Raw genomic sequence first — 24,234 nt, forward strand, 5'->3', positions numbered from 1 at the left:
AAGCATGGCTAAACGGCATTATTTATCTCGCTATCGTGATAAACCCTTGCTCCATCAACTGAATATTATGCTCGACCAACTTTTCGAGAAATGCCTGCGATAGTTCTACACCATGGATTTTGAGCAGTGCAGGAGGTGCAACAAAAGGAAAAATCATCAAGCTCAGGTAGGAAATTTTACACAAGTGCGGATCCATCCCCTCTCGAATCACGCCTCGCGCAATTAACTTTTCAAACAGCGTTTCTTGAATCGGACGCGTAATATCTAAAACCACTTTTTCAATCAGTTGCTTTTTGATATCACTCCCTGGGGTACTCATCACTTGCATAATGAGACGAGGAAAATGCGGGATATTGAACATTTCCCGATAATACGTTCGCATTAAATCGGTGAAATTTTGATGGCTACTTTCTGCTACCAATAAGCCCAATTGTGCTTTCATAGGCATTAAAGTTTCTCGTAACATCGCCTCAAATAGCCCCGCTTTGTTCGCAAAATAATAGCGAATCAAACCAATATCGACACCAGCTTTACTGGCGATCAAGCGTGTTGAAACCTTGTCATAAGGCATCACAGAAAACAGTTCTCTGGCATGAATAATTAGCTGTTCACGTGCTTGTGTCTGTTGAGTTGGCCGTCCTGCTTTACGTAATGGCATGTTATCTCCTTATTCATCACTCGATGAATTATAAGTAACTTCACCCTTTTTACTCAAATCGACCCGACTTTCCATCTTGGATTCTACAGGGCGACAGACTCAACATTTTGTTCAAATGCTTAGCAAGATGAATAAAAAACCAACTTTGGGGTTGACGCATTGTGTCGAGTACGGTACTAATCTGTTAACTTAATTTGGTGGATTGTTAATGATGACAATGCGTTTTTCTCTCCTGCTAGGCCTACTACTGATCGTGGAACCATCACGCGGGTAGGTTGTGGACGAAAAACACCACACAAGATAAAAAACCCGCAGCCGATGCGGGTTTTTTTATAGCCGATTTTTACAACAATATTCAGGAAGTTAGTCGTTAACTCTAGTGCGAGGAAGCAAACATGAACGATCAGGTGATTATATTCGATACCACATTGCGCGATGGTGAGCAGGCGTTGTCTGCCAGCCTGACGGTAAAAGAGAAGCTACAAATCGCCTACGCACTGGAGCGCTTAGGGGTTGATATTATCGAAGCGGGTTTCCCTGTTTCTTCCCCAGGTGACTTTGAATCGGTACAAACCATTGCTAAACACATTAAAAACAGCCGTGTCTGTGCCCTTTCGCGAGCCGTTGCGAAAGACATCGATGCCGCCGCAGAAGCCTTGAAAGTCGCCGAAGCCTTCCGTATTCACACCTTTATCTCCACTTCGACTATCCATGTGCAAGACAAATTGCGCCGTAGCTATGACGATGTCGTCGAAATGGCAGTCAAAGCGGTGAAACATGCGCGCCAATACACCGATGATGTTGAATTTTCGTGTGAAGACGCAGGACGCACACCTATCGACAACCTTTGTCGTATGGTTGAAGCCGCGATCAATGCCGGTGCACGCACCATCAATATTCCAGATACCGTCGGCTACACAATCCCAAGCGAATTTGGTGGCATCATTCAGACACTGTTTAACCGCGTGCCTAATATAGATAAGGCGATCATCTCCGTGCACTGCCATGACGATTTGGGTATGTCTGTCGCCAACTCAATTGCTGCGGTTCACGCAGGAGCTCGTCAAGTTGAAGGCACTATCAATGGTATTGGTGAGCGCGCGGGTAACTGCGCACTGGAAGAGATCGCGATGATCATCAAAACTCGCCAAGAATTTTTGGGGGTAACCACAGGTATTAAACACGAAGAGATCAGCCGTACCAGTAAGCTAGTGAGTCAACTCTGCAATATGCCTATCCAAAGCAACAAAGCGATTGTCGGAGCCAATGCCTTCAGCCACTCTTCGGGCATTCACCAAGATGGTATGTTGAAAAACAAAAACACCTACGAAATCATGACTCCCGAATCGATTGGCCTGAAAAACCAAGCACTGAACCTCACTAGCCGTAGTGGGCGTGCCGCCGTGAAAAGCCATATGGATTCGATGGGTTACAACGAGAATGAATACAACTTGGATGCTTTGTATGAGGACTTCTTGAAGCTAGCAGATCGCAAAGGTCAGGTATTTGATTATGACTTAGAAGCCTTGATGCATTTCTCCAATTTGCGTGAAGAAGATGACTTCTACAAACTCAACTACTTGAGCGTGCAATCCGGCAGCGTAATGGCCACCACCAGTATCAAACTCCTGTGCGGCGATGAAGAAAAATGCGAAGCCGCCGTTGGTAATGGCCCTGTCGATGCGTTATATCAGTGTATCTACCGCCTAACTGGGTATGAGATTGTGTTGGATAAATTCGATCTCACCGCCAAAGGCGAAGGGGAGGATGGTCTTGGTCAAGCGGACATCATCGCGAATTATAAAGGACGTAAATATCACGGTACGGGTGTCTCAACCGATATCGTCGAAGCTTCCGGTCAAGCCTTGTTGCATGTTATCAATAGCATTCATCGCGCGGATCAAATCGCCCAAATTAAACAGAAAAAAAGCGTCGCTACGGTTTAATCTTCCTCAGTGCTTTGACGTTGCAGCCAACACGGCTGCCACTTTAATTACTAAGGGATAGACCGCGACACAAACACAACTTAAAAATCGATCATAAAGGACTCGCATGACAGACAAACATTACAAAATTGCCGTATTGCCCGGTGACGGTATCGGCCCGGAAGTGATGGCGCAAGCCCACAAAGTATTGGATGCTATTGAACAAAAGCACGGCATTCACTTCAGTCGTGAAGAACACGATGTAGGGGGTATCGCGATTGATAACCATGGTTGTCCACTGCCAGAAAGCACTCTGCATGCCTGTGAAGACGCTGACGCGGTACTGTTTGGTTCCGTCGGTGGCCCAAAATGGGAACATCTGCCGCCCAATGAGCAACCTGAGCGTGGTGCTTTGCTGCCTCTGCGCAAACATTTCCAACTGTTTTGTAATTTACGTCCTGCGCAGATTCACCAAGGCCTAGAAGCTTTTTCGCCATTGCGTGCTGACATTTCTGCTCGCGGTTTCAATATTGTGGTGGTACGTGAACTGACAGGTGGTATCTACTTTGGTCAACCAAAAGGACGTGAAGGTGAAGGCGCGAATGAAAAAGCCTTCGATACCGAGGTTTACCATCGTTTTGAAATTGAACGTATCGCGCGAATCGCTTTTGAGTCCGCTCGCTTGCGCCGCAAAAAAGTCTGCTCAATCGACAAAGCTAACGTGCTGCAAAGCTCAATACTGTGGCGCGAAGTGGTTAGTGAGATTGCCCAAGAGTATCCCGATGTCGCGCTTTCACACATGTACATCGACAATGCCACCATGCAGCTGATTAAAGATCCTTCCCAGTTCGATGTGATGCTCTGCTCGAACATTTTTGGCGACATCCTTTCTGATGAATGCGCGATGATCACAGGCTCCATGGGCATGCTCCCCTCGGCCAGTATGAATGAGAGCAAGTTTGGCTTGTACGAACCAGCGGGCGGCAGCGCGCCAGATATCGCAGGCAAAAACATCGCCAACCCTGTCGCGCAGATCTTATCTGCGGCACTCATGCTGCGTTACAGCTTAGGTGAAGAAGCGGCAGCGCGTGATATTGAAAACGCGGTTAGCCAAGCCTTAGCAGCAGGTGAACTGACGGCGGATCTCGCAGGCAGTAAACCAGCTCTATCGACCTCCGCAATGGGCGATAAAATCGCAAGCTATATTTTGAATTCATAAGTTTGAGAGTGGGGTTACCCCACTCCTCTTTAGCTCACTGAGCTCAAGGAAGAAGCAATGTCAAAAGCCAAAACGCTTTACGAAAAAATTTACGATGCCCATGTGGTGGTTGCCGCACCGGGTGAAACGCCGATTTTGTACATCGACCGTCATCTAGTCCATGAAGTGACCTCTCCACAAGCCTTTGATGGCTTGCGTGAAAAAGGTCGCCCGGTACGCCAAGTTAGCAAAACCTTCGCGACCATGGATCACAACGTCTCCACCACTACTAAAGACATCAATGCCTCAGGTGAAATGGCGCGCATCCAGATGCAAACGCTTTCCAAAAACTGCGAAGAGTTTGGCGTCACGCTGTACGACATTAACCACAAGTACCAAGGCATTGTGCATGTGATGGGACCTGAGCTTGGTATTACTCTACCCGGTATGACGATTGTATGTGGCGATTCACACACCGCAACTCACGGTGCATTCGGCTCGCTTGCCTTTGGGATAGGCACCTCAGAAGTAGAACACGTACTGGCTACCCAAACCCTAAAGCAAGGCCGCGCTAAGACGATGAAAATCGAAGTGCGTGGTAAAGTGGCTCCCGGCATCACCGCTAAAGACATCGTACTGGCGATCATTGGTAAAACAACTGCCGCTGGCGGTACAGGCTATGTCGTGGAATTTTGTGGAGAAGCGATTCGCGATCTCTCCATGGAAGGTCGCATGACCGTGTGTAACATGGCGATTGAACTTGGTGCGAAAGCAGGCTTGATTGCCCCTGATGCAACTACGTTCAACTACATCAAAGGCCGCAAGTTTGCCCCACAAGGCAGTGATTGGGATGCCGCAGTCGACTATTGGCAAACCTTAAAAACCGATGATGATGCACAGTTCGATGCCGTCGTGACGCTTGAAGCCAGTGAAATCAAACCGCAAGTGACTTGGGGTACCAACCCAGGCCAAGTGATTGCCGTTGATGAGCCAATCCCATCACCTAGCCAGTTTGCCGATCCTGTTGAACGCAGCTCAGCAGAAAAAGCTCTGGCTTACATGGGACTTGAAGCCGGCAAAATGCTCTCCGATTATAAGGTCGATAAAGTGTTCGTCGGTTCATGCACCAACTCGCGTATAGAAGATATGCGCGCTGCAGCAGCGGTAGCCAAAGGGAAAAAAGTCGCCTCTCATGTCCAAGCATTGATCGTGCCCGGATCCGAACAAGTGAAAGCGCAAGCCGAAGCGGAAGGCTTAGATAAGATCTTTATTGAAGCAGGATTTGAATGGCGCTTGCCGGGTTGCTCAATGTGTTTAGCCATGAACAATGACCGCTTAGGGCCAGGAGAACGCTGCGCGTCTACCTCAAACCGCAACTTTGAGGGACGTCAGGGACGTGATGGTCGCACTCATTTAGTTAGCCCAGCAATGGCAGCCGCCGCCGCGATTGCAGGTCACTTCGTCGATATTCGTCAGTTTTAATTCAAGGAGAACCCCATGTCAGGATTTCAGCAACACACCGGTTTAGTCGTTCCACTTGATGCCGCCAACGTCGATACCGATGCGATCATTCCAAAACAGTTTTTGCAAAAAGTGAATCGCACTGGCTTTGGCAAACATCTGTTCCACGACTGGCGATTTTTGGACGATGCAGGTGAAAAAGCCAACCCAGAATTTGTGATGAACCAACCTCGATACCAAGGTGCTAGCATCTTGCTCGCAAGAGAGAACTTTGGTTGCGGCTCGTCGCGCGAACACGCCCCTTGGGCATTAGCGGATTACGGCATCAAAGTTATGATTGCCCCAAGCTTTGCCGATATTTTCTATGGTAACTCGATCAACAACCAGATGGTGCCCGTTCGTTTAACCGAGCAAGAAGTGGATGAGCTCTTTAGCTATGTTCATGATACGGAAGGTGCAACGATTACCGTCGATTTAGAAGCGCTGAGCGTAACCGCGAATGGTAAAACCTACCATTTCGAGATTGACGATTTCCGTCGTCACTGTTTACTCAATGGCTTAGACAATATAGGCCTGACTTTACAGCACGAAGCAAAAATAGCGGAGTATGAAACCAAAATACCGAGCTTCTTAAAATAAGCATGACTAAGCTGCCTTAATGGCAGCTTTTTTATCGCGAAAGAAAATGCATTGCCATCGGGTCTAGCTAATCACAATCTCACGATAAGGTTACTCTGATATGAAAACACTCTTCGCTTTCTGTCTTCTGATTTTTTCGAACATTGTTTATGCAGCACCAAAGGCTGAGCTTTGGGCTTATTGGCAAGCAAATAATGACAGTAATGCGGCAAGCATCTCCCACCAAGCTTGGCAAAGCATCCTCGATCGCAATCTTGTCCAAGTGGGAGAGAACGCCCTCTTTCGTTATGCAGAAGTAACAAAGGAAGATAAAACGCTACTCAATGATTACTTAGATCAACTGTCAAAATTGGATCCAAGAGAATTTAACCGCCAAGAGCAATATGCTTATTGGGTTAATCTCTACAACGCTCTGACAGTGAAATTAATTTTGGATAACTACCCAGTCGCGTCCATAACCAAACTAGGGGGCCTATTCAGTTTTGGGCCGTGGGATGAGAAAGTTTTTACTGTGGCAGGACAAACCCTAACCCTCAATGACATCGAGCACCGAATTTTACGCCCTATCTGGAAGGAGCCACGAACCCATTATGCAGTCAATTGTGCCAGCCTAGGCTGCCCAAATCTGCAATCCCAAGCTTTTACCGCACAAAACACAGAACAACTACTTAGTAATGCAGCACATACCTTTATCAACAGCAGTAAGGGAGCAACATTGAACAATGACACCTTAATCCTCTCCTCTATTTATGACTGGTTTGCCGTTGATTTTGGTAATAAAGAAGATCTTCTTATTCACCTTACGCAGTATCGTCCTGAGCTATCTCTTTATTCGGGCAAAATCGACTATCAATATGATTGGAAACTGAACGATGCGAAAGAAAAGAAATAATACAGAAAAGTGAAATAGCAAAAAGCCGCTGTATCTCTACAGCGGCTTCGTAAATCAAGCCTGGCGATGTCCTACTCTCACATGGGGAAACCCCACACTACCATCGGCGCTACTTCGTTTCACTTCTGAGTTCGGGATGGAATCAGGTGGGTCCAAAGTGCTATGGTCGCCAAACAAATTTTGTGATCTCAGCTTTGAGCTAAGCATCGAAATAAATGGTGCTGATACCCAGAATCGAACTGGGGACCTCATCCTTACCAAGGATGCGCTCTACCGACTGAGCCATATCAGCACACAAAAATTTAAAACACGTTATAAGTAACGTGTTTTGTAAATTAAAGCCTGGCGATGTTCTACTCTCACATGGGGAGACCCCACACTACCATCGACGCTGTTTCGTTTCACTTCTGAGTTCGGGATGGAGTCAGGTGGGTCCAAAACGCTATGGTCGCCAAGCAAATTCTGTTTTTGATTTCACTTTTTCTTAAAAAGTGATAACCAACAATTCTGGAAAGCTGTCTTCATTCTCTCAACACATTCTTATGCGCTTAACTTTGAGTCCACTACAAAACCCCTTGGGTGTTGTATGGTTAAGCCTCACGGGCAATTAGTACAGGTTAGCTCAACGCCTCACAACGCTTACACACCCTGCCTATCAACGTTCTAGTCTAGAACAACCCTTTAGGACAGTTAAACTGTCAGGGAAGACTCATCTCAGGGCTCGCTTCCCGCTTAGATGCTTTCAGCGGTTATCGATTCCGAACTTAGCTACCGGGCAATGCGTCTGGCGACACAACCCGAACACCAGAGGTTCGTCCACTCCGGTCCTCTCGTACTAGGAGCAGCCCCCTTCAATCTTCCAACGCCCACGGCAGATAGGGACCGAACTGTCTCACGACGTTCTAAACCCAGCTCGCGTACCACTTTAAATGGCGAACAGCCATACCCTTGGGACCGACTTCAGCCCCAGGATGTGATGAGCCGACATCGAGGTGCCAAACACCGCCGTCGATATGAACTCTTGGGCGGTATCAGCCTGTTATCCCCGGAGTACCTTTTATCCGTTGAGCGATGGCCCTTCCATACAGAACCACCGGATCACTATGACCTGCTTTCGCACCTGCTCGAACCGTCATTCTCGCAGTTAAGCGGGCTTATGCCATTGCACTAACCTCACGATGTCCAACCGTGATTAGCCCACCTTCGTGCTCCTCCGTTACTCTTTGGGAGGAGACCGCCCCAGTCAAACTACCCACCAGGCACTGTCCTCACCCCGGATAACGGGGCTAAGTTAGAACATCAAACATACAAGGGTGGTATTTCAAGGACGGCTCCAACACAACTAGCGTCATGTCTTCAAAGCCTCCCACCTATCCTACACATGTAGGTTCAATGTTCAGTGCCAAGCTGTAGTAAAGGTTCACGGGGTCTTTCCGTCTAGCCGCGGGTACACTGCATCTTCACAGCGATTTCAATTTCACTGAGTCTCGGGTGGAGACAGCGTGGCCATCATTACGCCATTCGTGCAGGTCGGAACTTACCCGACAAGGAATTTCGCTACCTTAGGACCGTTATAGTTACGGCCGCCGTTTACCGGGGCTTCGATCAAGAGCTTCGCTTACGCTAACCCCATCAATTAACCTTCCGGCACCGGGCAGGCGTCACACCGTATACGTCATCTTACGATTTTGCACAGTGCTGTGTTTTTAATAAACAGTTGCAGCCACCTGGTATCTGCGACTCTCATCAGCTCCATCCGCGAGGGACTTCACCGTCAAGAGCGTACCTTCTCCCGAAGTTACGGTACCATTTTGCCTAGTTCCTTCACCCGAGTTCTCTCAAGCGCCTTGGTATTCTCTACCCGACCACCTGTGTCGGTTTGGGGTACGATTCCTGACTATCTGAAGCTTAGAGGCTTTTCCTGGAAGCATGGCATCAATGACTTCACTACCGTAGTAGCTCGACGTCGTGTCTCAGCCTTAGAAAGAGCCGGATTTACCTAACTCTCAAGCCTACGCACTTGAACCAGGACAACCGTCGCCTGGCCCACCTAGCCTTCTCCGTCCCCCCATCGCAATAGTCAGAAGTACGGGAATATTAACCCGTTTCCCATCGATTACGCCTTTCGGCCTCACCTTAGGGGTCGACTCACCCTGCCCCGATTAACGTTGGACAGGAACCCTTGGTCTTCCGGCGAGGAGGTTTTTCACCCCCTTTGTCGTTACTCATGTCAGCATTCGCACTTCTGATACCTCCAGCAAACCTTACGATTCACCTTCAACGGCTTACAGAACGCTCCCCTACCCAATGTCTAAAAGACATTGCCGCAGCTTCGGTGTATTGCTTAGCCCCGTTACATCTTCCGCGCAGGCCGACTCGACTAGTGAGCTATTACGCTTTCTTTAAATGATGGCTGCTTCTAAGCCAACATCCTAGCTGTCTGAGCCTTCCCACATCGTTTCCCACTTAGCAATACTTTGGGACCTTAGCTGGCGGTCTGGGTTGTTTCCCTCTCCACGACGGACGTTAGCACCCGCCGTGTGTCTCCCGGATAGTACTTACTGGTATTCGGAGTTTGCAAAGGGTTGGTAAGTCGGGATGACCCCCTAGCCTTAACAGTGCTCTACCCCCAGTAGTATTCGTCCGAGGCGCTACCTAAATAGCTTTCGGGGAGAACCAGCTATCTCCGAGTTTGATTGGCCTTTCACCCCTAGCCACAAGTCATCCGCTAATTTTTCAACATTAGTCGGTTCGGTCCTCCAGTTGATGTTACTCAACCTTCAACCTGCCCATGGCTAGATCACCCGGTTTCGGGTCTATATCCAGAGACTGAACGCCCAGTTAAGACTCGCTTTCGCTACGGCTCCCCTATACGGTTAACCTTGCCACTGAATATAAGTCGCTGACCCATTATACAAAAGGTACGCAGTCACACCACGAAGGTGCTCCTACTGCTTGTACGTACACGGTTTCAGGTTCTATTTCACTCCCCTCACAGGGGTTCTTTTCGCCTTTCCCTCACGGTACTGGTTCACTATCGGTCAGTCAGGAGTATTTAGCCTTGGAGGATGGTCCCCCCATATTCAGACAGGATATCACGTGTCCCGCCCTACTCGATTTCACGCTCGATGAAGCGTCGGTTACGGGGCTATCACCCTGTATCGCCAAGCTTTCCAGCTTGTTCACCTACTTCACCGAGTGCTTAAGGGCTAATCCAGGTTCGCTCGCCGCTACTACCGGAATCTCGGTTGATTTCTTCTCCTCGGGGTACTTAGATGTTTCAGTTCCCCCGGTTTGCTCTGTTAACCTATGTATTCAGTTAACAGTAACTGCTTATGCAGTTGGGTTTCCCCATTCGGAAATCGCAGACTCAAACGGCTCTTACTGCCTTATCTGCGCTTATCGCAAGTTAGTACGTCCTTCATCGCCTCTGACTGCCCAGGCATCCACCGTGTACGCTTAGTCACTTAACCATACAACCCGAAGGAGTTTCGGGTTGTTGTTTAAACAACCTAAGTTGTCTCGCGTTTAATTTACATGAGTGCGAGACAGATTTTGCCGGACTCAAATTTGAACAAGACCGAAGTCTTATTCGATACCAAGCACACTTGAATGTGTTGTTGGTGTTTATCTTTCGATAAACATTGAGAACTTTACAAACAACAATAATTTGTTGTTTTGTCAGCTTTCCAAATTGTTAAAGAGCAAGATTTTCTGATGAAAACCATTTTTAAACATTCTCAGCGAAAACGCTTAAAGATGGTATCCCGTAGGGGAGTCGAACCCCTGTTACCGCCGTGAAAGGGCGGTGTCCTAGGCCTCTAGACGAACGGGACACTAAGATACTCTTCTCTAATCTAAACCGAATCAATCTGTGTGGACACTCATCACGATAACCATCGTGTAAGGAGGTGATCCAGCGCCAGGTTCCCCTAGCGCTACCTTGTTACGACTTCACCCCAGTCATGAACCACAAAGTGGCAAGCGTCCTCCCGAAGGTTAAACTACCTGCTTCTTTTGCAGCCCACTCCCATGGTGTGACGGGCGGTGTGTACAAGGCCCGGGAACGTATTCACCGCAACATTCTGATTTGCGATTACTAGCGATTCCGACTTCATGGAGTCGAGTTGCAGACTCCAATCCGGACTACGACGTACTTTGTGAGATTCGCTCCACCTCGCGGTATCGCTGCCCTCTGTATACGCCATTGTAGCACGTGTGTAGCCCTACTCGTAAGGGCCATGATGACTTGACGTCGTCCCCACCTTCCTCCGGTTTATCACCGGCAGTCTCCCTGGAGTTCCCACCATTACGTGCTGGCAAACAAGGATAAGGGTTGCGCTCGTTGCGGGACTTAACCCAACATTTCACAACACGAGCTGACGACAGCCATGCAGCACCTGTCTCTCAGTTCCCGAAGGCACAAGACTGTCTCCAGTCTCTTCTGAGGATGTCAAGAGTAGGTAAGGTTCTTCGCGTTGCATCGAATTAAACCACATGCTCCACCGCTTGTGCGGGCCCCCGTCAATTCATTTGAGTTTTAATCTTGCGACCGTACTCCCCAGGCGGTCTACTTAACGCGTTAGCTCCGAAAGCCACGACTCTAGGTCACAACCTCCAAGTAGACATCGTTTACGGCGTGGACTACCAGGGTATCTAATCCTGTTTGCTCCCCACGCTTTCGCATCTGAGTGTCAGTATCTGTCCAGGGGGCCGCCTTCGCCACCGGTATTCCTTCAGATCTCTACGCATTTCACCGCTACACCTGAAATTCTACCCCCCTCTACAGTACTCTAGCTTGTCAGTTTCAAATGCGATTCCTAGGTTGAGCCCAGGGCTTTCACATCTGACTTAACAAACCACCTGCATGCGCTTTACGCCCAGTAATTCCGATTAACGCTTGCACCCTCCGTATTACCGCGGCTGCTGGCACGGAGTTAGCCGGTGCTTCTTCTGTAGGTAACGTCAAATGATTAAGATATTAGCTTAACCACCTTCCTCCCTACTGAAAGTACTTTACAACCCGAAGGCCTTCTTCATACACGCGGCATGGCTGCATCAGGCTTGCGCCCATTGTGCAATATTCCCCACTGCTGCCTCCCGTAGGAGTCTGGACCGTGTCTCAGTTCCAGTGTGGCTGATCATCCTCTCAGACCAGCTAGGGATCGTCGCCTTGGTGAGCCCTTACCTCACCAACTAGCTAATCCCACCTGGGCATATCCGGTAGCGCAAGGCCCGAAGGTCCCCTGCTTTGCTCTTACGAGGTTATGCGGTATTAGCCATCGTTTCCAATGGTTATCCCCCTCTACCGGGCAATTTCCCAGGCATTACTCACCCGTCCGCCGCTCGCCACCCAAGGAACAAGTTCCTCTGTGCTGCCGCTCGACTTGCATGTGTTAGGCCTGCCGCCAGCGTTCAATCTGAGCCATGATCAAACTCTTCAATTAAAAGTTTTGTGAAGCTTTCGCTTCGGCTCAATGAATACTGATTACATTCTTTGCTTAATAAAAAGCGAAGTAATGTTGAATTGACTGTGCTGAATGATTGCTCATTCAAATGGTCACTCAGTTCATTGATAAATCTTTTTTGATTATCATCAACGAGTGCCCACACAGATTGATTGGTTTATATTGTTAAAGAGCGTTTTGCTTCGGCTTTCTTACCGAAGAGGCTGTGCATTCTAGCGAGATAATTGTCAGAGTCAAACTCTTTTTTCAACTTTCTTCATCGAAGCGTTTTAGCCTTACTGACTGGCTCTGAAGCCTTGCGGCGTCTGCCGTGTCAGTGAGGGCGCATTATAGGGATACTCGTTTTCGACGCAAGTGATTTTTTAAAATTTCCTTATAAAAAACGCCATTCGAACAACAAATAATCGCCTCGATGTTTTTTTTGATCGACCAGTGTTACTAAAAAGGCACTTCAAGATATGAAAGTGCTCATTTCCACTTTAGGCGAACAACGTTATGGCTACGAAAAACTCTAGAATTACGATCAGAAAGCTCATGTTTTCGACAGGGCTTATTGTGGTTGTCCTACTTTTATTGAGCAATACGGTCTTGTCCTACAATAGTCGTATGTTGTCTGAGCTGGAATCAACACAAGACTCTCTCTATAAAGCACGCACAATATTTAAAGATGTTCGTTACCATGTTGTTCAGATTCAGCAGTATTTAACCGATGCTTCAGCTGTCGGGGGAATTAGAAGAAGATCAGGCTTTAGCAGAAGAACACAAAACGGCTGCGCTTAATGCTTTAGACTCTTTGGCACTGTTAGTTCCAGACTTAAATAACCAAGTTAATGACGCGAAGTCTGGCGTTATGCAGTTATATGATGTCGGTATTTTGATGGCGAAAGCCTATATCGCTAATGGGCAGGAAGCGGGAAATCAGGTAATGCAGCAAGCCGGTTCTGGATTTGACGCTCGTGCTGATGTACTAGGCGATACAATGCAGTCTCTTGCCGAAACACTAGAGCCTAAACTTTTGTCCGTTTCGACACTGAAATCAGAATGGCAAGATAAGCTGTTCATGGCTTTTATCTTCAGTGGCTTTTTAACTCTTCTTATTTTTGTCTCCGCTGGGTATTTCATTTATCGGCAGTTGATCAGCTTGTTAGGCGGGGAACCCAGTTACGCACTTTGGGTAACTCAACAGATTGCGCAGGGAAATTTCAGTGTTTCGATTAAAAACCTCTCGCGCGATCCTCATAGTGTGTTGGGGAGTATGCAATATATGGCCAAAAGCCTAGCGAATTCCATGCAAGGGATTTCTATGGCCTCTGGAGCCATATCTGAGAGCTCGACCAAAATGGCTAATATTTCTCATCACATCGGTGAAGTCGCCGTAGAGCAACAGCAAAGCTCACAAGATGTTCAACAAGCCACCATCAACCTTAGCCATGCTTCCCAGCAAGTATTTAGCCTTGCTCAAACGGTTAACTGCAGTACTAAAGAAGTTAAAAGTAAAGCATCTTCAGCGATCAAGACGATCCAAGACAATATTCATGAGATGGGCCATGCCGCAGAATTAGTTAAAGGGGCAGAAGCAGAAGTAAAAGCACTCGGTGATGCAAGCCGGCAAATTCAAACCTTTACCACATCTATTAACGAAATCACTGAACAAACGAACCTTTTAGCACTTAATGCTGCAATTGAAGCAGCACGGGCTGGTGAGTCTGGTCGAGGCTTTGCCGTGGTTGCAGATGAAGTAAGAAAACTGGCTCAACGCGTCGGTGAGGCAACAAGCAATATTAATCAGATCGTGAATAACCTTAACACCTTGGTAGCAAGCAATAGTCAAGCGATGGAGAGTATTATCCAGACAACCGATATAAGCCATGAGAAAGCCCAACAGGTAAGCGATATTTTCCACTTAATCCTGCAAGCTATTGATAGCAACGTTCAATACTCTCAAAACATCATTGAAGTGATCAGTGAGCAAGGTAAAAAGCTAGAGCTGCTTCAGGAGACGCAATCCGAACTGATGCATGCGATGTCACATAATACGGAAGAGATTCATATGACAGAACATATCAGTCAAGAATTATCAGAAATCACTCAAAATCTGCAGCGCACACTCAATCAATTCCAATTGCAGGCCTAACTAAAGCAAGAAGGCATCTCATGATGCCTTCTTATTATTCTTCATTATCAAAGAAGTAAGAAATTCGTGAACGTGGATTGAGATAATCACGAACCTTATCCGGCAATTTGTTTGGCAAAATAGCATTAACGATTTTCAGATCGCGGTCCGCAAGGTCAATAATCGGCGCTTGAGAACGCGGTACTGATGGATCGTAGATCAAGACATTCGGATATAAAAGATTACCCGCATTCACTGAGATCACTAATCCCACCATATCATTGGAAAGCTGCACCACCGTCCCAGGAGGGAACACGCCCATAAACTTCACTAAAATGCCAAGGTTCTCAGCATGGTAAAGATGTTTACAGTTCTTAAATAAATAAGAGAGCGCGAGATAAGGGATCTTCTGCTCTGAAGGGATATTCGGATGACAAAGATTGTCGAACGCATTCGCGACCGCAACAATCTGAGCTAATTCATCAATATCATCCCCTTTCATTCCAAGAGGATAACCAGAACCATCTCGTAGTTCGTGGTGTTGCTCAATCACACGCTTTGCGCTCTCTGGAAAAGCGTCAATATTGTTCGCTAGCTCTATGCCATATTTGGTATGTAAACGTAAGTAGTTTTCTTCTGGATCGGTTAAAGGCGTTTTCTTTCGCACAATCGCCGTAGGAACCCGAACCTTACCGATATCATGAAATAAAGCTGAAAAGGCAAGCTCTTTAATTTTCTCCGCAGGAAAACCTCGCGCTTTACCTATCATCATAGCAATGACTGAGACATTGAGAGAATGAAAATAGATATCTTCAAATTCGCTTTTGCTGTTCATTAAATGCAAGGTGACATTATCATCACTCAACAATTGATCGACGATATCATCAACCAATTGCGTTGCCTCACCGACAGCATCCAAAGGACGATTACGGATTTTATTTACCACCGCACGCATACGCGCTAGAGAACGCTCAAATTCTTTCTCACAGGTTTGAACACGGCGTCGATACGCATTGAGCTTCTCAATCCGATTTTGTTTTTCTTGCCAGAGTTTTTCAGCCTCGCCATCAACAGATGGCTGAACGGCTTCAGGAGCATTCTCTTCAAGATTCGGGGGTAAAGGTTGTGCATCACTCAAACTTGGGTTTAGAAACACATGCTGAATGCCAAGGTGCTTGATCAATTGGATCTGATCTTGCGATTTAATTTTGAAACTATTGAATAAGAATGGGTGTTCGTTCCATTTTACTGGTAATCGAACATAAAGCCCTGGTTGCAATCTATCTACCGTGATTTTAATACTTGCCACAATCTTCATTACATCTCAGTGAATAACCTCAGTATCATAGAAGAAGTTAATCATAACTTCATCAGCCTTATCTTCGTAGAAACTGAAGGATCACGAAAATCACGCTCTTGCTAAGGCTGCAGAGAGCAAGCCTTCAACGTAATCTTCATTGGTATGAAAAGGGCTGTATCTTCACCAAGATTTGCAAAGGATGGAAATGTTCACCTACATATCAATATTCAGTGTGTCTGGATTTTGATGAGGACAATAATCAAATAAGGAAAGAAACTGAGCTAAATTTTTAGTTCAGAAACAACAAAGCCCCGACTTTCGTCGAGGCTTTGTCATATAAATTATGGTACCGATGGACGGACTTGAACCGTCACTCCCGAAGGAAACGGATTTTGAATCCGTCGTGTCTACCAATTTCACCACATCGGCATCTAGGCTGTTGCCCTTTGATGGAACGCATTATACGTAAGAAGTCGAAGCACGCAATAGCAAAAGATTGAAAATAAAATCGTTTGCCGATTATTTCACCACAAAGCGCGAAGCTGTGCGTTAGCTCTCTTTCTTTCGGATTTACCACTGGCTATGCTTGCCACCTTTGAAAATGACCAAGAATGACGATGATGAACTATGCAACACTTCCACCCGCTGGCTTTTTTCGGCGCTTAGGAGCCTGGACCTATGATGCCCTGATCGTAATAGCAATATTGATGATGGCGGGCGGTATTGTGGTCGCGATACTAGAAGCCTTGGTGGCTGCGGGGCTGCTTAGCTATGCGCCCTATCAAGATGCCAGCGATCTTCTCAGTGCTCATCCTATTTGGAGCCCGATCTATACGGCATATCTCGCTTTGGTATGGGTTTATTTTTTCGTTTACTTCTGGACTCGAGGCGGACAAACCTTGGGAATGCGCGCATGGAAACTGTATATTTGTACTGAAGATGGACGCCATATTTCGACAACACAAGCCCTGATTCGATTGGCAACTTCCGGTTTTGGGCTCGCCAATTTAACCGTCTTCTTTGACCCTAAGAAACGGGGCTTTCATGACATCTGGGCGAAAACTAAAGTCGTGGTGATGCCCAAAGCTAATTAGCCGCAGACTAACCCACTGCCCCATATAAAGAAAGGAAGGCAATGCCTTCCTTTCTTTATATGCTTCATCAACCAGTGTATTACAGCTTTCTACCTAACAAACCTAGCGCTATCGTTAAGAACACTAAACTTGGCGCAATCGCACCAAACAATGGCGGTAATCCATAAACCAAGCTCAATGGCCCAAAAAACTCACTGGAAATATAGAAAGTGAAACCGGCTATCACGCCAGATAAAATCCGCGCCCCCATCGTCACACTCCGCAATGGACCAAAGATAAACGACAACGCCATAAGCATCATAACGGCGATGGAAATGGGCTGAGTCACTTTACGCCACAGGGCTAACTCATAGCGTGAGGCATCTTGTTCTGAGGCTTTTAAGTAATGAACATAATCACTCAAGCCACTAAGCGATAGCTCTTCCGGCTTGACGGTGACCACAGCCAGCTTGTCGGGGGCTAATGAGGTATGCCAACGATACTCCGGCAACGCTTCTTTGCTGATCTCGATATCGTTCACCATGCGGGTTAAATGAACATCTTTCATTAACCACTCATTGTTACCGATGTAATCCACTTCCTCCGCGAAAATCACCGTACTGAGTTTCTTATTTTCATCAAATCGCCATAAATTCATGCCAATAAGCTGTTCATTATCCACTTTAGCAATGAAGATAAAATCGTTCGCATCACGCGCCCACACACCAGTACGCACAGACATAATTGCCCCACCAGAGGTCGCAAACGCTCGCATATCACGCGCCAATTTTTGAGCTTGTGGTGCGCCCCACTCTCCGAGCAAAGTGATAATAATCATCAGCGGAATAGCGGTTTTGAGGACAGAAAGACCGATATCAAGCTTAGAAAAACCAGCGGCCTGCATCACCACCAATTCAGAGCTGGAAGCCAAGGCACCTAAACCTATCAATGCTCCTAACAATGCCGCCATCGGGAAAAACATTTCTACATCACGTGGAATACTCAGCACTACAAATAACAAGGCTTGTAGCAAGTCATAACTTCCCTCACCGACTTTGCGCAGCTGCTCAACGTATTTGATGATGCCGGATAAACCAACAAAGGTAACTAATACGAGTGCTGTGGTGGCAACAATAGTGCGGCCAATATACCAATCAAGAATTTTAAACACGACTTAAGCTACCTTTCTCTGTTTCCATCGATCTTTAAAACGGCGCACAGGAATGCTATCCATGGTATTGACGATCAGCGCCGCAAACAGCAGTGCCGCATTCACTGGCCATAAACCAATGATCACGGGTAACGAGCCATCTTCAATCGCGGATTTGGTTGCACTGAGCGTAAGGAAATAAGTCAAATAGATCAAAATGGCTGGCCCCATTTTGGCAAAGCGCCCCTGACGAGGATTTACAGCCGATAGAGGCACGACCAACATCGTAAGCAAAGGAATACAAACCACTAAGGAGAGTCGCCATTGCAATTCAGCTTGAGCTTGGCGATCTGCATTCTTCAGCAAACTTAATGTGGGTAACGCTTCCCAATCACGCCCAGTAGATTTCACTTCGCGTTGACCAATCAAACCATCGTAAGAATCGAAGTTGGTGATCATGTAGTCGACCCGAGTCGGTACGCCTTCGTAGCGAGTGCCATCGTAAAGGGTAATGATCTGGCGACCATCACTGAGCTCTTTTACGGCTCCGGAGTTGGAAAACATCACGCTCGGCAGTACAGAATCTCGCGGCGCTAACTGTGCCACAAACACATTATGCAGTTTGCGGTTTTCAATGTTGTCGATAAAAACCACCGACGATCCATCAGGTGAGCGTTGAAAGTGGCCTTTTTGCAACAGATCGACACTGTTTTCTGCCGCAAACTGCTCCATCAATTGTGCTTCTTTGTCTTGGCTCCAAGGCGCAAGCCACAACGCGTTAAAGGCTGCGACGGAGGCAGTAATCAAAGCAAGGTAAAGCGCAGCTCGGATTAAGAATTTATTACCAATACCTGTCGCGTTCATCACGGTTATCTCACTCTCCGCGTACAAACGGCCGAAAGTGAGCAAAATTCCGATGTACAGGCTAAGCGGCAACATTAATAGCCCCATCGCCGGCATATTCAATCCAACGATGGATAAGATCATGCTGGTAGGAATTTCACCGTCAGAGGCATCCGCCAAAACACGAATAAACTTCTGGCTGAGAAACACTAAAAACAGCACGAAAAAGATCGCAAACTGGCTTTTTATTGTTTCTCGGATCAAATATCTAACAATAATCACGCTGAAATTACCTATGCAAAACTTGTTTTTTTGATTGAATCACTATAATTTCCCGATGAACCTTTTATTTTTTGAATAATTTCGCTAACGGTTAGGTTGCGCACGCAAAAGGTCGATCCTTCATGGGATCCAGCAAGTAAGAGCGCATTATCTACCATTTAGTTCTATTTGTCTTCAGGATGTAGGAGTACGCATGGAGTTCAGTGTTAAGAGTGGCAGCCCTGAGAAACAGCGCAGCGCATGTATCGTTGTTGGGGTGTTTGAACCACGTCGCCTTTCTCCAGTCGCAGAACAGCTTGATAAAATCAGCGACGGCTATATTAGTTCACTGCTACGTCGCGGTGATCTAGAGGGTAAACCGGGGCAGATGCTACTGCTGCATCAAGTACCCGGTGTGTTGTCTGAGCGAGTACTGCTCGTCGGTTGCGGTAAAGAACGCGAACTGGGTGAACGTCAGTACAAAGAGATCATTCAGAAAACCATCAATACCTTAAATGAAACTGGCTCGATGGAAGCGGTCTGCTTCTTGACCGAGTTGCACGTCAAAGGTCGCGATACCTATTGGAAAGTGCGCCAAGCGGTTGAAGCCACCAAAGATGGCCTGTACACCTTTGACCAATTCAAAAGTGTGAAACCAGAAACTCGCCGTCCACTGCGTAAACTGGTGTTCAACGTTCCCACTCGCCGTGAATTGAATCTTGGTGAGCGTGCAATTTCCCATGGCTTAGCCATCTCTTCCGGCGTGAAAGCCTGTAAAGACCTTGGCAATATGCCACCAAACATTGCTAACCCAGCTTACCTCGCGTCTCAAGCTCGTCGTCTGGCTGACGATTACGAGAGCATCACCACTAAAATCATTGGTGAAGAAGAGATGGATAAGCTCGGCATGGCTTCTTACCTCGCGGTAGGCCGTGGCTCACGCAATGAATCGATGATGTCGGTTATCGAATACAAAGGCAATCCAGATCCTGAAGCCAAGCCAATCGTACTGGTGGGTAAAGGTCTGACTTTTGACTCAGGCGGTATCTCACTCAAACCAGGTGAAGGTATGGATGAGATGAAGTACGACATGTGTGGCGCAGCATCGGTATTCGGCACTATGAAAGCCATTGCCAAACTCGGCCTACCACTCAATGTGATTGGCGTATTGGCTGGCTGTGAAAACATGCCTGGCAGCAATGCTTACCGTCCGGGTGATATTCTGACTACGATGTCAGGTCAAACGGTGGAAGTGTTAAACACCGATGCAGAAGGTCGTTTGGTACTGTGTGACGTACTGACTTACGTTGAGCGTTTTGAGCCTGAATGTGTGGTGGATGTAGCAACACTAACCGGTGCTTGTGTGATTGCTTTAGGCCACCACATTAGTGCGGTGATGTCTAACCACAACCCACTAGCACATGAGTTGGTGAATGCCTCTGAGCAGTCGAGCGATCGCGCATGGCGTCTGCCAATCGCTGATGAATACCATGAGCAGCTCAAGAGCCCATTTGCTGATATGGCAAACATCGGTGGCCGCCCAGGTGGCGCCATTACTGCAGCTTGTTTCCTGTCTAAATTTGCTAAGAAATACAACTGGGCACACTTAGACATCGCGGGTACTGCGTGGAAATCGGGTGCCGCGAAAGGCTCAACCGGTCGTCCTGTCTCGCTACTAGTCCAATTCCTGCTTAATCGCAGCGGTGGCCTAGACGCTGAAGAGTAATCGCAAAAGGGCCTTCGGGCCCTTTTTCATTACTAGACCTAAACTACCGCCACAGGCGTGGCGATTGTTTGCAAGAGACCAAGATGCCTACCGCAACTTTTTACCTGATTTCTCCAGATTCTGCTCAAGCAACACCAGAAGGCTTCGCGCAGTACGTGCTGTATTTGACGCGTCACTTTGCCGCGCAGGGCGCACGCATTTATCTACAATGCCAAGATAAACAACACGCCGAGCAGCTCGCTGAGCGATTTTGGCAAATCGAACCCGAACAGTTTTTAGCGCACAATCTGGTCGGTGAAGGCCCCAAATCTGGTACCGCGATTGAAATCGGCTATGTGGGCGTTTCCCCCTCTTGGAATCGTCAACTGGCAATAAATTTGGCGGATAATCAGACAACCTTTGCGCGTACCTTTGCCGAAGTGGTAGACTTCGTGCCCTGCGCAGAAAATGCCAAGCAGCTAGCACGCGAGCGGTATAAACTCTATCGACAAGCGGGTTATCAGCTGCAAACTGTTGAGATTCAGTACCCATAACCGTCCATCCTTATAGTTAAGCTCTCTTATCCAAGAGAACTCACTTATAGCGATAGACTGAATTAACCATCACAGCATCCATCAAAGAGCACTATGGAAAAGACATACAACCCAACATCAATCGAACAAGATCTGTATAAGACTTGGGAAGAGCAAGGCTACTTTAAGCCTCACGGTGACACATCAAAAGACGCGTACAGCATCATGATCCCGCCACCGAACGTCACAGGCAGCCTGCACATGGGTCACGCCTTCCAAGATACCATTATGGATACTCTGATCCGTTGTCAGCGTATGAAGGGTAAAAATACCTTGTGGCAAGTGGGTACTGACCACGCGGGTATCGCCACTCAAATGGTGGTTGAGCGTAAAATCGCTGCAGAAGAAGGTAAAACCAAGCACGATTACGGCCGTGATGCGTTCATCGACAAGATTTGGGAATGGAAAGCAGAATCTGGCGGCACCATCACTAAACAGCTACGTCGTCTTGGCGCCTCTGTCGATTGGGATCGTGAGCGCTTTACGATGGATGATGGCTTCTACAAAGCCGTGCAAGAAGTGTTCGTGCGTCTCTACAAAGATGACTTGATCTACCGCGGTAAGCGCCTAGTTAACTGGGATCCAAAACTGCACACTGCGATCTCCGATCTGGAAGTGGAAAACAAAGAGACCAAAGGTCACATGTGGCACTTCCGCTACCCGCTAGCAGATGGCGTAAAAACGGCCGATGGCAAAGATTACATCGTGGTTGCGACAACACGTCCAGAAACCATGCTCGGCGATACTGGTGTTGCGGTTAACCCAGAAGATCCTCGTTATAAAGATCTGATTGGTAAAGAGATCATTCTGCCGATCGTTGGTCGTCGCATCCCTATCGTGGGCGATGAGCACGCCGATATGGAGAAAGGCACGGGCTGTGTGAAAATCACCCCTGCGCATGACTTCAACGACTATGAAGTCGGCAAGCGTCATAACCTGCCGATGATCAATATTCTGACCTTTGATGCCAACATCCGTGATGCAGCCGAAGTCTTCAACTCCAACGGCGAAGCAAGCAATGCTTACGACACAGAGATCCCTGCTAAATACCAAGGCATGGAACGTTTTGCTGCACGTAAAGCGATCGTGGCGGAATTTGAAGAACTGGGTCTACTGCAAGAAATCAAAGATCACGACCTAACGGTTCCTTACGGCGACCGTGGTGGCGTGGTGATTGAGCCAATGCTGACTGACCAATGGTACGTTCGCGCCGGTATTCTGGCAAAACCCGCGGTTGAAGCGGTAGAAAGTGGCGATATTCAATTTGTACCAAAACAGTACGAGAACATGTACTTCTCTTGGATGCGTGACATTCAAGACTGGTGTATCTCTCGCCAACTGTGGTGGGGTCACCGCATCCCGGCTTGGTATGACGAGCAAGGCAATGTGTTTGTAGGCCGTAACGAAGAAGAAGTGCGTGCAGAAAACAACATCGCAGCGGATGTTGCACTTCGTCAAGATGATGACGTACTGGATACTTGGTTCTCTTCTGCATTGTGGACTTTCGGAACACTGGGCTGGCCAGAAAAAACGCCAGAGCTAAACGTATTCCACCCAACCGATGTTCTGGTAACCGGTTTCGACATTATCTTCTTCTGGGTGGCGCGCATGATCATGATGACCATGCACTTCTGTAAAGATGAAGATGGCAAAGCACAAGTTCCTTTCAAAACCGTGTACGTAACGGGTCTGATCCGTGACGAAAACGGCGACAAAATGTCGAAATCGAAAGGTAACGTGCTTGACCCAATCGATATGATTGACGGTATTGATCTTGAGTCTCTGGTCGCGAAGCGCACCGGCAACATGATGCAGCCACAACTGGCGGCAAAGATCGAGAAAAACACGCGTAAGACGTTTGAAAACGGCATTGAAGCCTACGGTACTGACTCACTGCGTTTCACCCTCGCGGCCATGGCGTCAACCGGTCGTGACATCAACTGGGATATGAAGCGTCTAGAAGGTTACCGCAACTTCTGTAACAAGCTGTGGAACGCAAGCCGTTACGTGCTGATGAACACCGAAGAGCAAGATTGCGGTTTTGCAGCAGGTGCTGAACTTGAATACTCACTGGCCGATAAGTGGATCGAATCACAGTTCGAGCTGGCTGCGAAAGAGTTCAATGGTCACATTGATAACTTCCGTCTGGATATGGCAGCCAACACGCTGTACGAATTCATCTGGAACCAATTCTGTGACTGGTACTTAGAACTGACTAAACCGGTTCTGTGGAAAGGTACAGAAGCTCAGCAACGCGCGACCCGTCGCACGCTGATCACCGTACTAGAGAAAACGCTGCGTTTGGCGCATCCAGTGATCCCTTACATCACCGAAACCATCTGGCAAAGTGTTAAGCCACTGGTGGATGGCGTGGAAGGCGACACCATCATGCTGCAAGCACTACCTCAGTACGATGCGGCAAACTTCAACCAAGAAGCCTTGGATGATATTGAATGGGTGAAAGCCTTTATCACTAGCATCCGTAACCTGCGCGCTGAGTACGACATCAACCCAGGTAAGCCTCTGGAAGTCATGCTGAAAGCAGCGAATGAGCAAGATGCCGCGCGTATCGAAGCGAACAAGCCAGTGCTGGTTTCACTGGCCAAGCTCGAAAGCATTCGTGTATTGGCGGATGGCGAAGCGACACCTGCGTGTGCAACCGCACTGGTTGGTAAGTCTGAGCTGATGATCCCAATGGCAGGTCTGATTGATAAAAACGCTGAGCTGGATCGTCTGGCCAAAGAGATTGCTAAGACGCAAGGTGAAATTGCGCGCATCGAAGGCAAGCTGGGTAACGAAGGTTTCGTGGCGAAAGCACCAGAAGCCGTAATCACCAAAGAGCGTGAAAAGCTCGCGGGTTACCAAGAAGCACTGGTGAAACTTGAGCAGCAGAAAGCGACCATCGCGGCGCTGTAAGCCAAGCTTTTCATACAAAAAGTCGATAGAAAAAAGGCA

General features: G+C 47.6%; 14 protein-coding genes, 3 tRNA genes and 4 rRNA genes. 10 read left to right on the top strand and 11 right to left on the bottom strand.

The features are described from left to right. Positions 1 to 22: 22 nt before the first annotated feature. Positions 23 to 658, bottom strand: a complete 636-nt coding sequence (locus MKA69_RS02460; protein WP_001131022.1) for a TetR/AcrR family transcriptional regulator — start codon at positions 656 to 658, stop codon at positions 23 to 25. Positions 659 to 1,053: 395 nt separating this feature from the next. Here MKA69_RS02460 and leuA point away from each other — a divergent pair, with 395 nt between their 5' ends. The 5 genes from leuA (at position 1,054) to MKA69_RS02485 (ending at position 6,773) form a co-directional block, all read left to right on the top strand. Continuing rightward, complete coding sequence (gene leuA, locus MKA69_RS02465; RefSeq protein ID WP_000999703.1) at positions 1,054 to 2,604, top strand: 2-isopropylmalate synthase; 1,551 nt, start codon at positions 1,054 to 1,056, stop codon at positions 2,602 to 2,604. Between the two features lie 106 nt (positions 2,605 to 2,710). After that, positions 2,711 to 3,802, top strand: a complete 1,092-nt coding sequence (leuB, locus tag MKA69_RS02470; protein WP_305847454.1) for a 3-isopropylmalate dehydrogenase — start codon at positions 2,711 to 2,713, stop codon at positions 3,800 to 3,802. Between the two features lie 57 nt (positions 3,803 to 3,859). Next, a complete protein-coding gene (gene leuC, locus MKA69_RS02475; RefSeq protein ID WP_000030313.1) occupies positions 3,860 to 5,263 on the top strand; it encodes a 3-isopropylmalate dehydratase large subunit in 1,404 nt (467 codons plus the stop codon). A 15-nt stretch (positions 5,264 to 5,278) separates the two neighbouring features. Continuing rightward, on the top strand, positions 5,279 to 5,881 hold the full coding sequence (gene leuD / locus MKA69_RS02480) for a 3-isopropylmalate dehydratase small subunit (RefSeq protein WP_305847455.1): 603 nt from the start codon (positions 5,279 to 5,281) through the stop codon (positions 5,879 to 5,881). Positions 5,882 to 5,981: 100 nt separating this feature from the next. Further along, on the top strand, positions 5,982 to 6,773 hold the full coding sequence (locus tag MKA69_RS02485) for a DUF547 domain-containing protein (RefSeq protein WP_305847456.1): 792 nt from the start codon (positions 5,982 to 5,984) through the stop codon (positions 6,771 to 6,773). Between the two features lie 58 nt (positions 6,774 to 6,831). Here the strand turns inward: MKA69_RS02485 and rrf (MKA69_RS02490) are convergent. From rrf (MKA69_RS02490) to MKA69_RS02515, 6 genes are all read right to left on the bottom strand, one after another. Next, positions 6,832 to 6,947: ribosomal RNA gene (rrf, locus tag MKA69_RS02490) — 5S ribosomal RNA — on the bottom strand. 42 nt (positions 6,948 to 6,989) lie between these two features. Next, positions 6,990 to 7,065: transfer RNA gene (locus MKA69_RS02495), tRNA-Thr, on the bottom strand. 48 nt (positions 7,066 to 7,113) lie between these two features. After that, a 5S ribosomal RNA gene (gene rrf / locus MKA69_RS02500) occupies positions 7,114 to 7,229 on the bottom strand. A gap of 130 nt (positions 7,230 to 7,359) precedes the next feature. Beyond that, a 23S ribosomal RNA gene (locus tag MKA69_RS02505) occupies positions 7,360 to 10,246 on the bottom strand. 287 nt (positions 10,247 to 10,533) lie between these two features. After that, a tRNA-Glu gene (locus tag MKA69_RS02510) sits at positions 10,534 to 10,609 on the bottom strand. Between the two features lie 68 nt (positions 10,610 to 10,677). Beyond that, a 16S ribosomal RNA gene (locus MKA69_RS02515) occupies positions 10,678 to 12,220 on the bottom strand. The 16S, 23S and 5S rRNA genes sit together here with 2 tRNA genes alongside, the layout of an rRNA operon. Positions 12,221 to 12,950: 730 nt before the next feature. Between MKA69_RS02515 and MKA69_RS02520 the strand changes: the two genes are divergently transcribed. After that, positions 12,951 to 14,375 carry a methyl-accepting chemotaxis protein gene (locus tag MKA69_RS02520; RefSeq protein WP_305847457.1) on the top strand — a complete coding sequence of 475 codons (1,425 nt, stop codon included), beginning with the start codon at positions 12,951 to 12,953 and terminating at the stop codon, positions 14,373 to 14,375. Positions 14,376 to 14,409: 34 nt separating this feature from the next. On the opposite strand, the gene MKA69_RS02525 is transcribed toward MKA69_RS02520, so the two are convergent. Further along, entirely contained in the window at positions 14,410 to 15,663 is a 1,254-nt protein-coding gene (locus MKA69_RS02525) for an HD-GYP domain-containing protein (protein ID WP_055064387.1), read from the bottom strand. A gap of 335 nt (positions 15,664 to 15,998) precedes the next feature. Beyond that, positions 15,999 to 16,083: transfer RNA gene (locus MKA69_RS02530), tRNA-Leu, on the bottom strand. Between the two features lie 191 nt (positions 16,084 to 16,274). Here MKA69_RS02530 and MKA69_RS02535 point away from each other — a divergent pair. Further along, a complete protein-coding gene (locus MKA69_RS02535) occupies positions 16,275 to 16,748 on the top strand; it encodes an RDD family protein (RefSeq protein ID WP_032469948.1) in 474 nt (157 codons plus the stop codon). Positions 16,749 to 16,827: 79 nt separating this feature from the next. Here the strand turns inward: MKA69_RS02535 and lptG are convergent, their stop codons facing one another. Continuing rightward, positions 16,828 to 17,898, bottom strand: coding sequence for an LPS export ABC transporter permease LptG (lptG, locus tag MKA69_RS02540; RefSeq protein WP_000472773.1), 1,071 nt, complete (start codon positions 17,896 to 17,898; stop codon positions 16,828 to 16,830). Between the two features lie 3 nt (positions 17,899 to 17,901). Continuing rightward, positions 17,902 to 19,002 carry an LPS export ABC transporter permease LptF gene (gene lptF / locus MKA69_RS02545; protein WP_000587728.1) on the bottom strand — a complete coding sequence of 367 codons (1,101 nt, stop codon included), beginning with the start codon at positions 19,000 to 19,002 and terminating at the stop codon, positions 17,902 to 17,904. Between the two features lie 193 nt (positions 19,003 to 19,195). Between lptF and pepA the strand changes: the two genes are divergently transcribed. The 3 genes from pepA to MKA69_RS02560 all read left to right on the top strand — a co-directional run bounded on the left by pepA (position 19,196) and on the right by MKA69_RS02560 (position 24,195). After that, positions 19,196 to 20,707, top strand: coding sequence for a leucyl aminopeptidase (gene pepA, locus MKA69_RS02550; RefSeq protein ID WP_055027386.1), 1,512 nt, complete (start codon positions 19,196 to 19,198; stop codon positions 20,705 to 20,707). Between the two features lie 83 nt (positions 20,708 to 20,790). Then, positions 20,791 to 21,240, top strand: coding sequence for a DNA polymerase III subunit chi (locus MKA69_RS02555; RefSeq protein WP_001141708.1), 450 nt, complete (start codon positions 20,791 to 20,793; stop codon positions 21,238 to 21,240). 93 nt (positions 21,241 to 21,333) lie between these two features. Beyond that, positions 21,334 to 24,195, top strand: coding sequence for a valine--tRNA ligase (locus MKA69_RS02560; protein ID WP_305847458.1), 2,862 nt, complete (start codon positions 21,334 to 21,336; stop codon positions 24,193 to 24,195). Positions 24,196 to 24,234 lie beyond the last annotated feature (39 nt).

It is taken from the genome of Vibrio sp. AH4 (assembly GCF_030710545.1).
Classification (GTDB): Bacteria; Pseudomonadota; Gammaproteobacteria; order Enterobacterales; family Vibrionaceae; genus Vibrio; species Vibrio metoecus.

Bases quoted from the DNA above. Each gene is read 5' to 3' on its own strand.
- MKA69_RS02460 (WP_001131022.1), bottom strand. From the start codon at position 658: ATGCCATTACGTAAAGCAGGACGGCCAACTCAACAGACACAAGCACGT.
- leuA (WP_000999703.1), top strand. From the start codon at position 1,054: ATGAACGATCAGGTGATTATATTCGATACCACATTGCGCGATGGTGAG.
- leuB (WP_305847454.1), top strand. From the start codon at position 2,711: ATGACAGACAAACATTACAAAATTGCCGTATTGCCCGGTGACGGTATC.
- leuC (WP_000030313.1), top strand. From the start codon at position 3,860: ATGTCAAAAGCCAAAACGCTTTACGAAAAAATTTACGATGCCCATGTG.
- leuD (WP_305847455.1), top strand. From the start codon at position 5,279: ATGTCAGGATTTCAGCAACACACCGGTTTAGTCGTTCCACTTGATGCC.
- MKA69_RS02485 (WP_305847456.1), top strand. From the start codon at position 5,982: ATGAAAACACTCTTCGCTTTCTGTCTTCTGATTTTTTCGAACATTGTT.
- MKA69_RS02520 (WP_305847457.1), top strand. From the start codon at position 12,951: ATGCTTCAGCTGTCGGGGGAATTAGAAGAAGATCAGGCTTTAGCAGAA.
- MKA69_RS02535 (WP_032469948.1), top strand. From the start codon at position 16,275: ATGAACTATGCAACACTTCCACCCGCTGGCTTTTTTCGGCGCTTAGGA.
- pepA (WP_055027386.1), top strand. From the start codon at position 19,196: ATGGAGTTCAGTGTTAAGAGTGGCAGCCCTGAGAAACAGCGCAGCGCA.
- MKA69_RS02555 (WP_001141708.1), top strand. From the start codon at position 20,791: ATGCCTACCGCAACTTTTTACCTGATTTCTCCAGATTCTGCTCAAGCA.
- MKA69_RS02560 (WP_305847458.1), top strand. From the start codon at position 21,334: ATGGAAAAGACATACAACCCAACATCAATCGAACAAGATCTGTATAAG.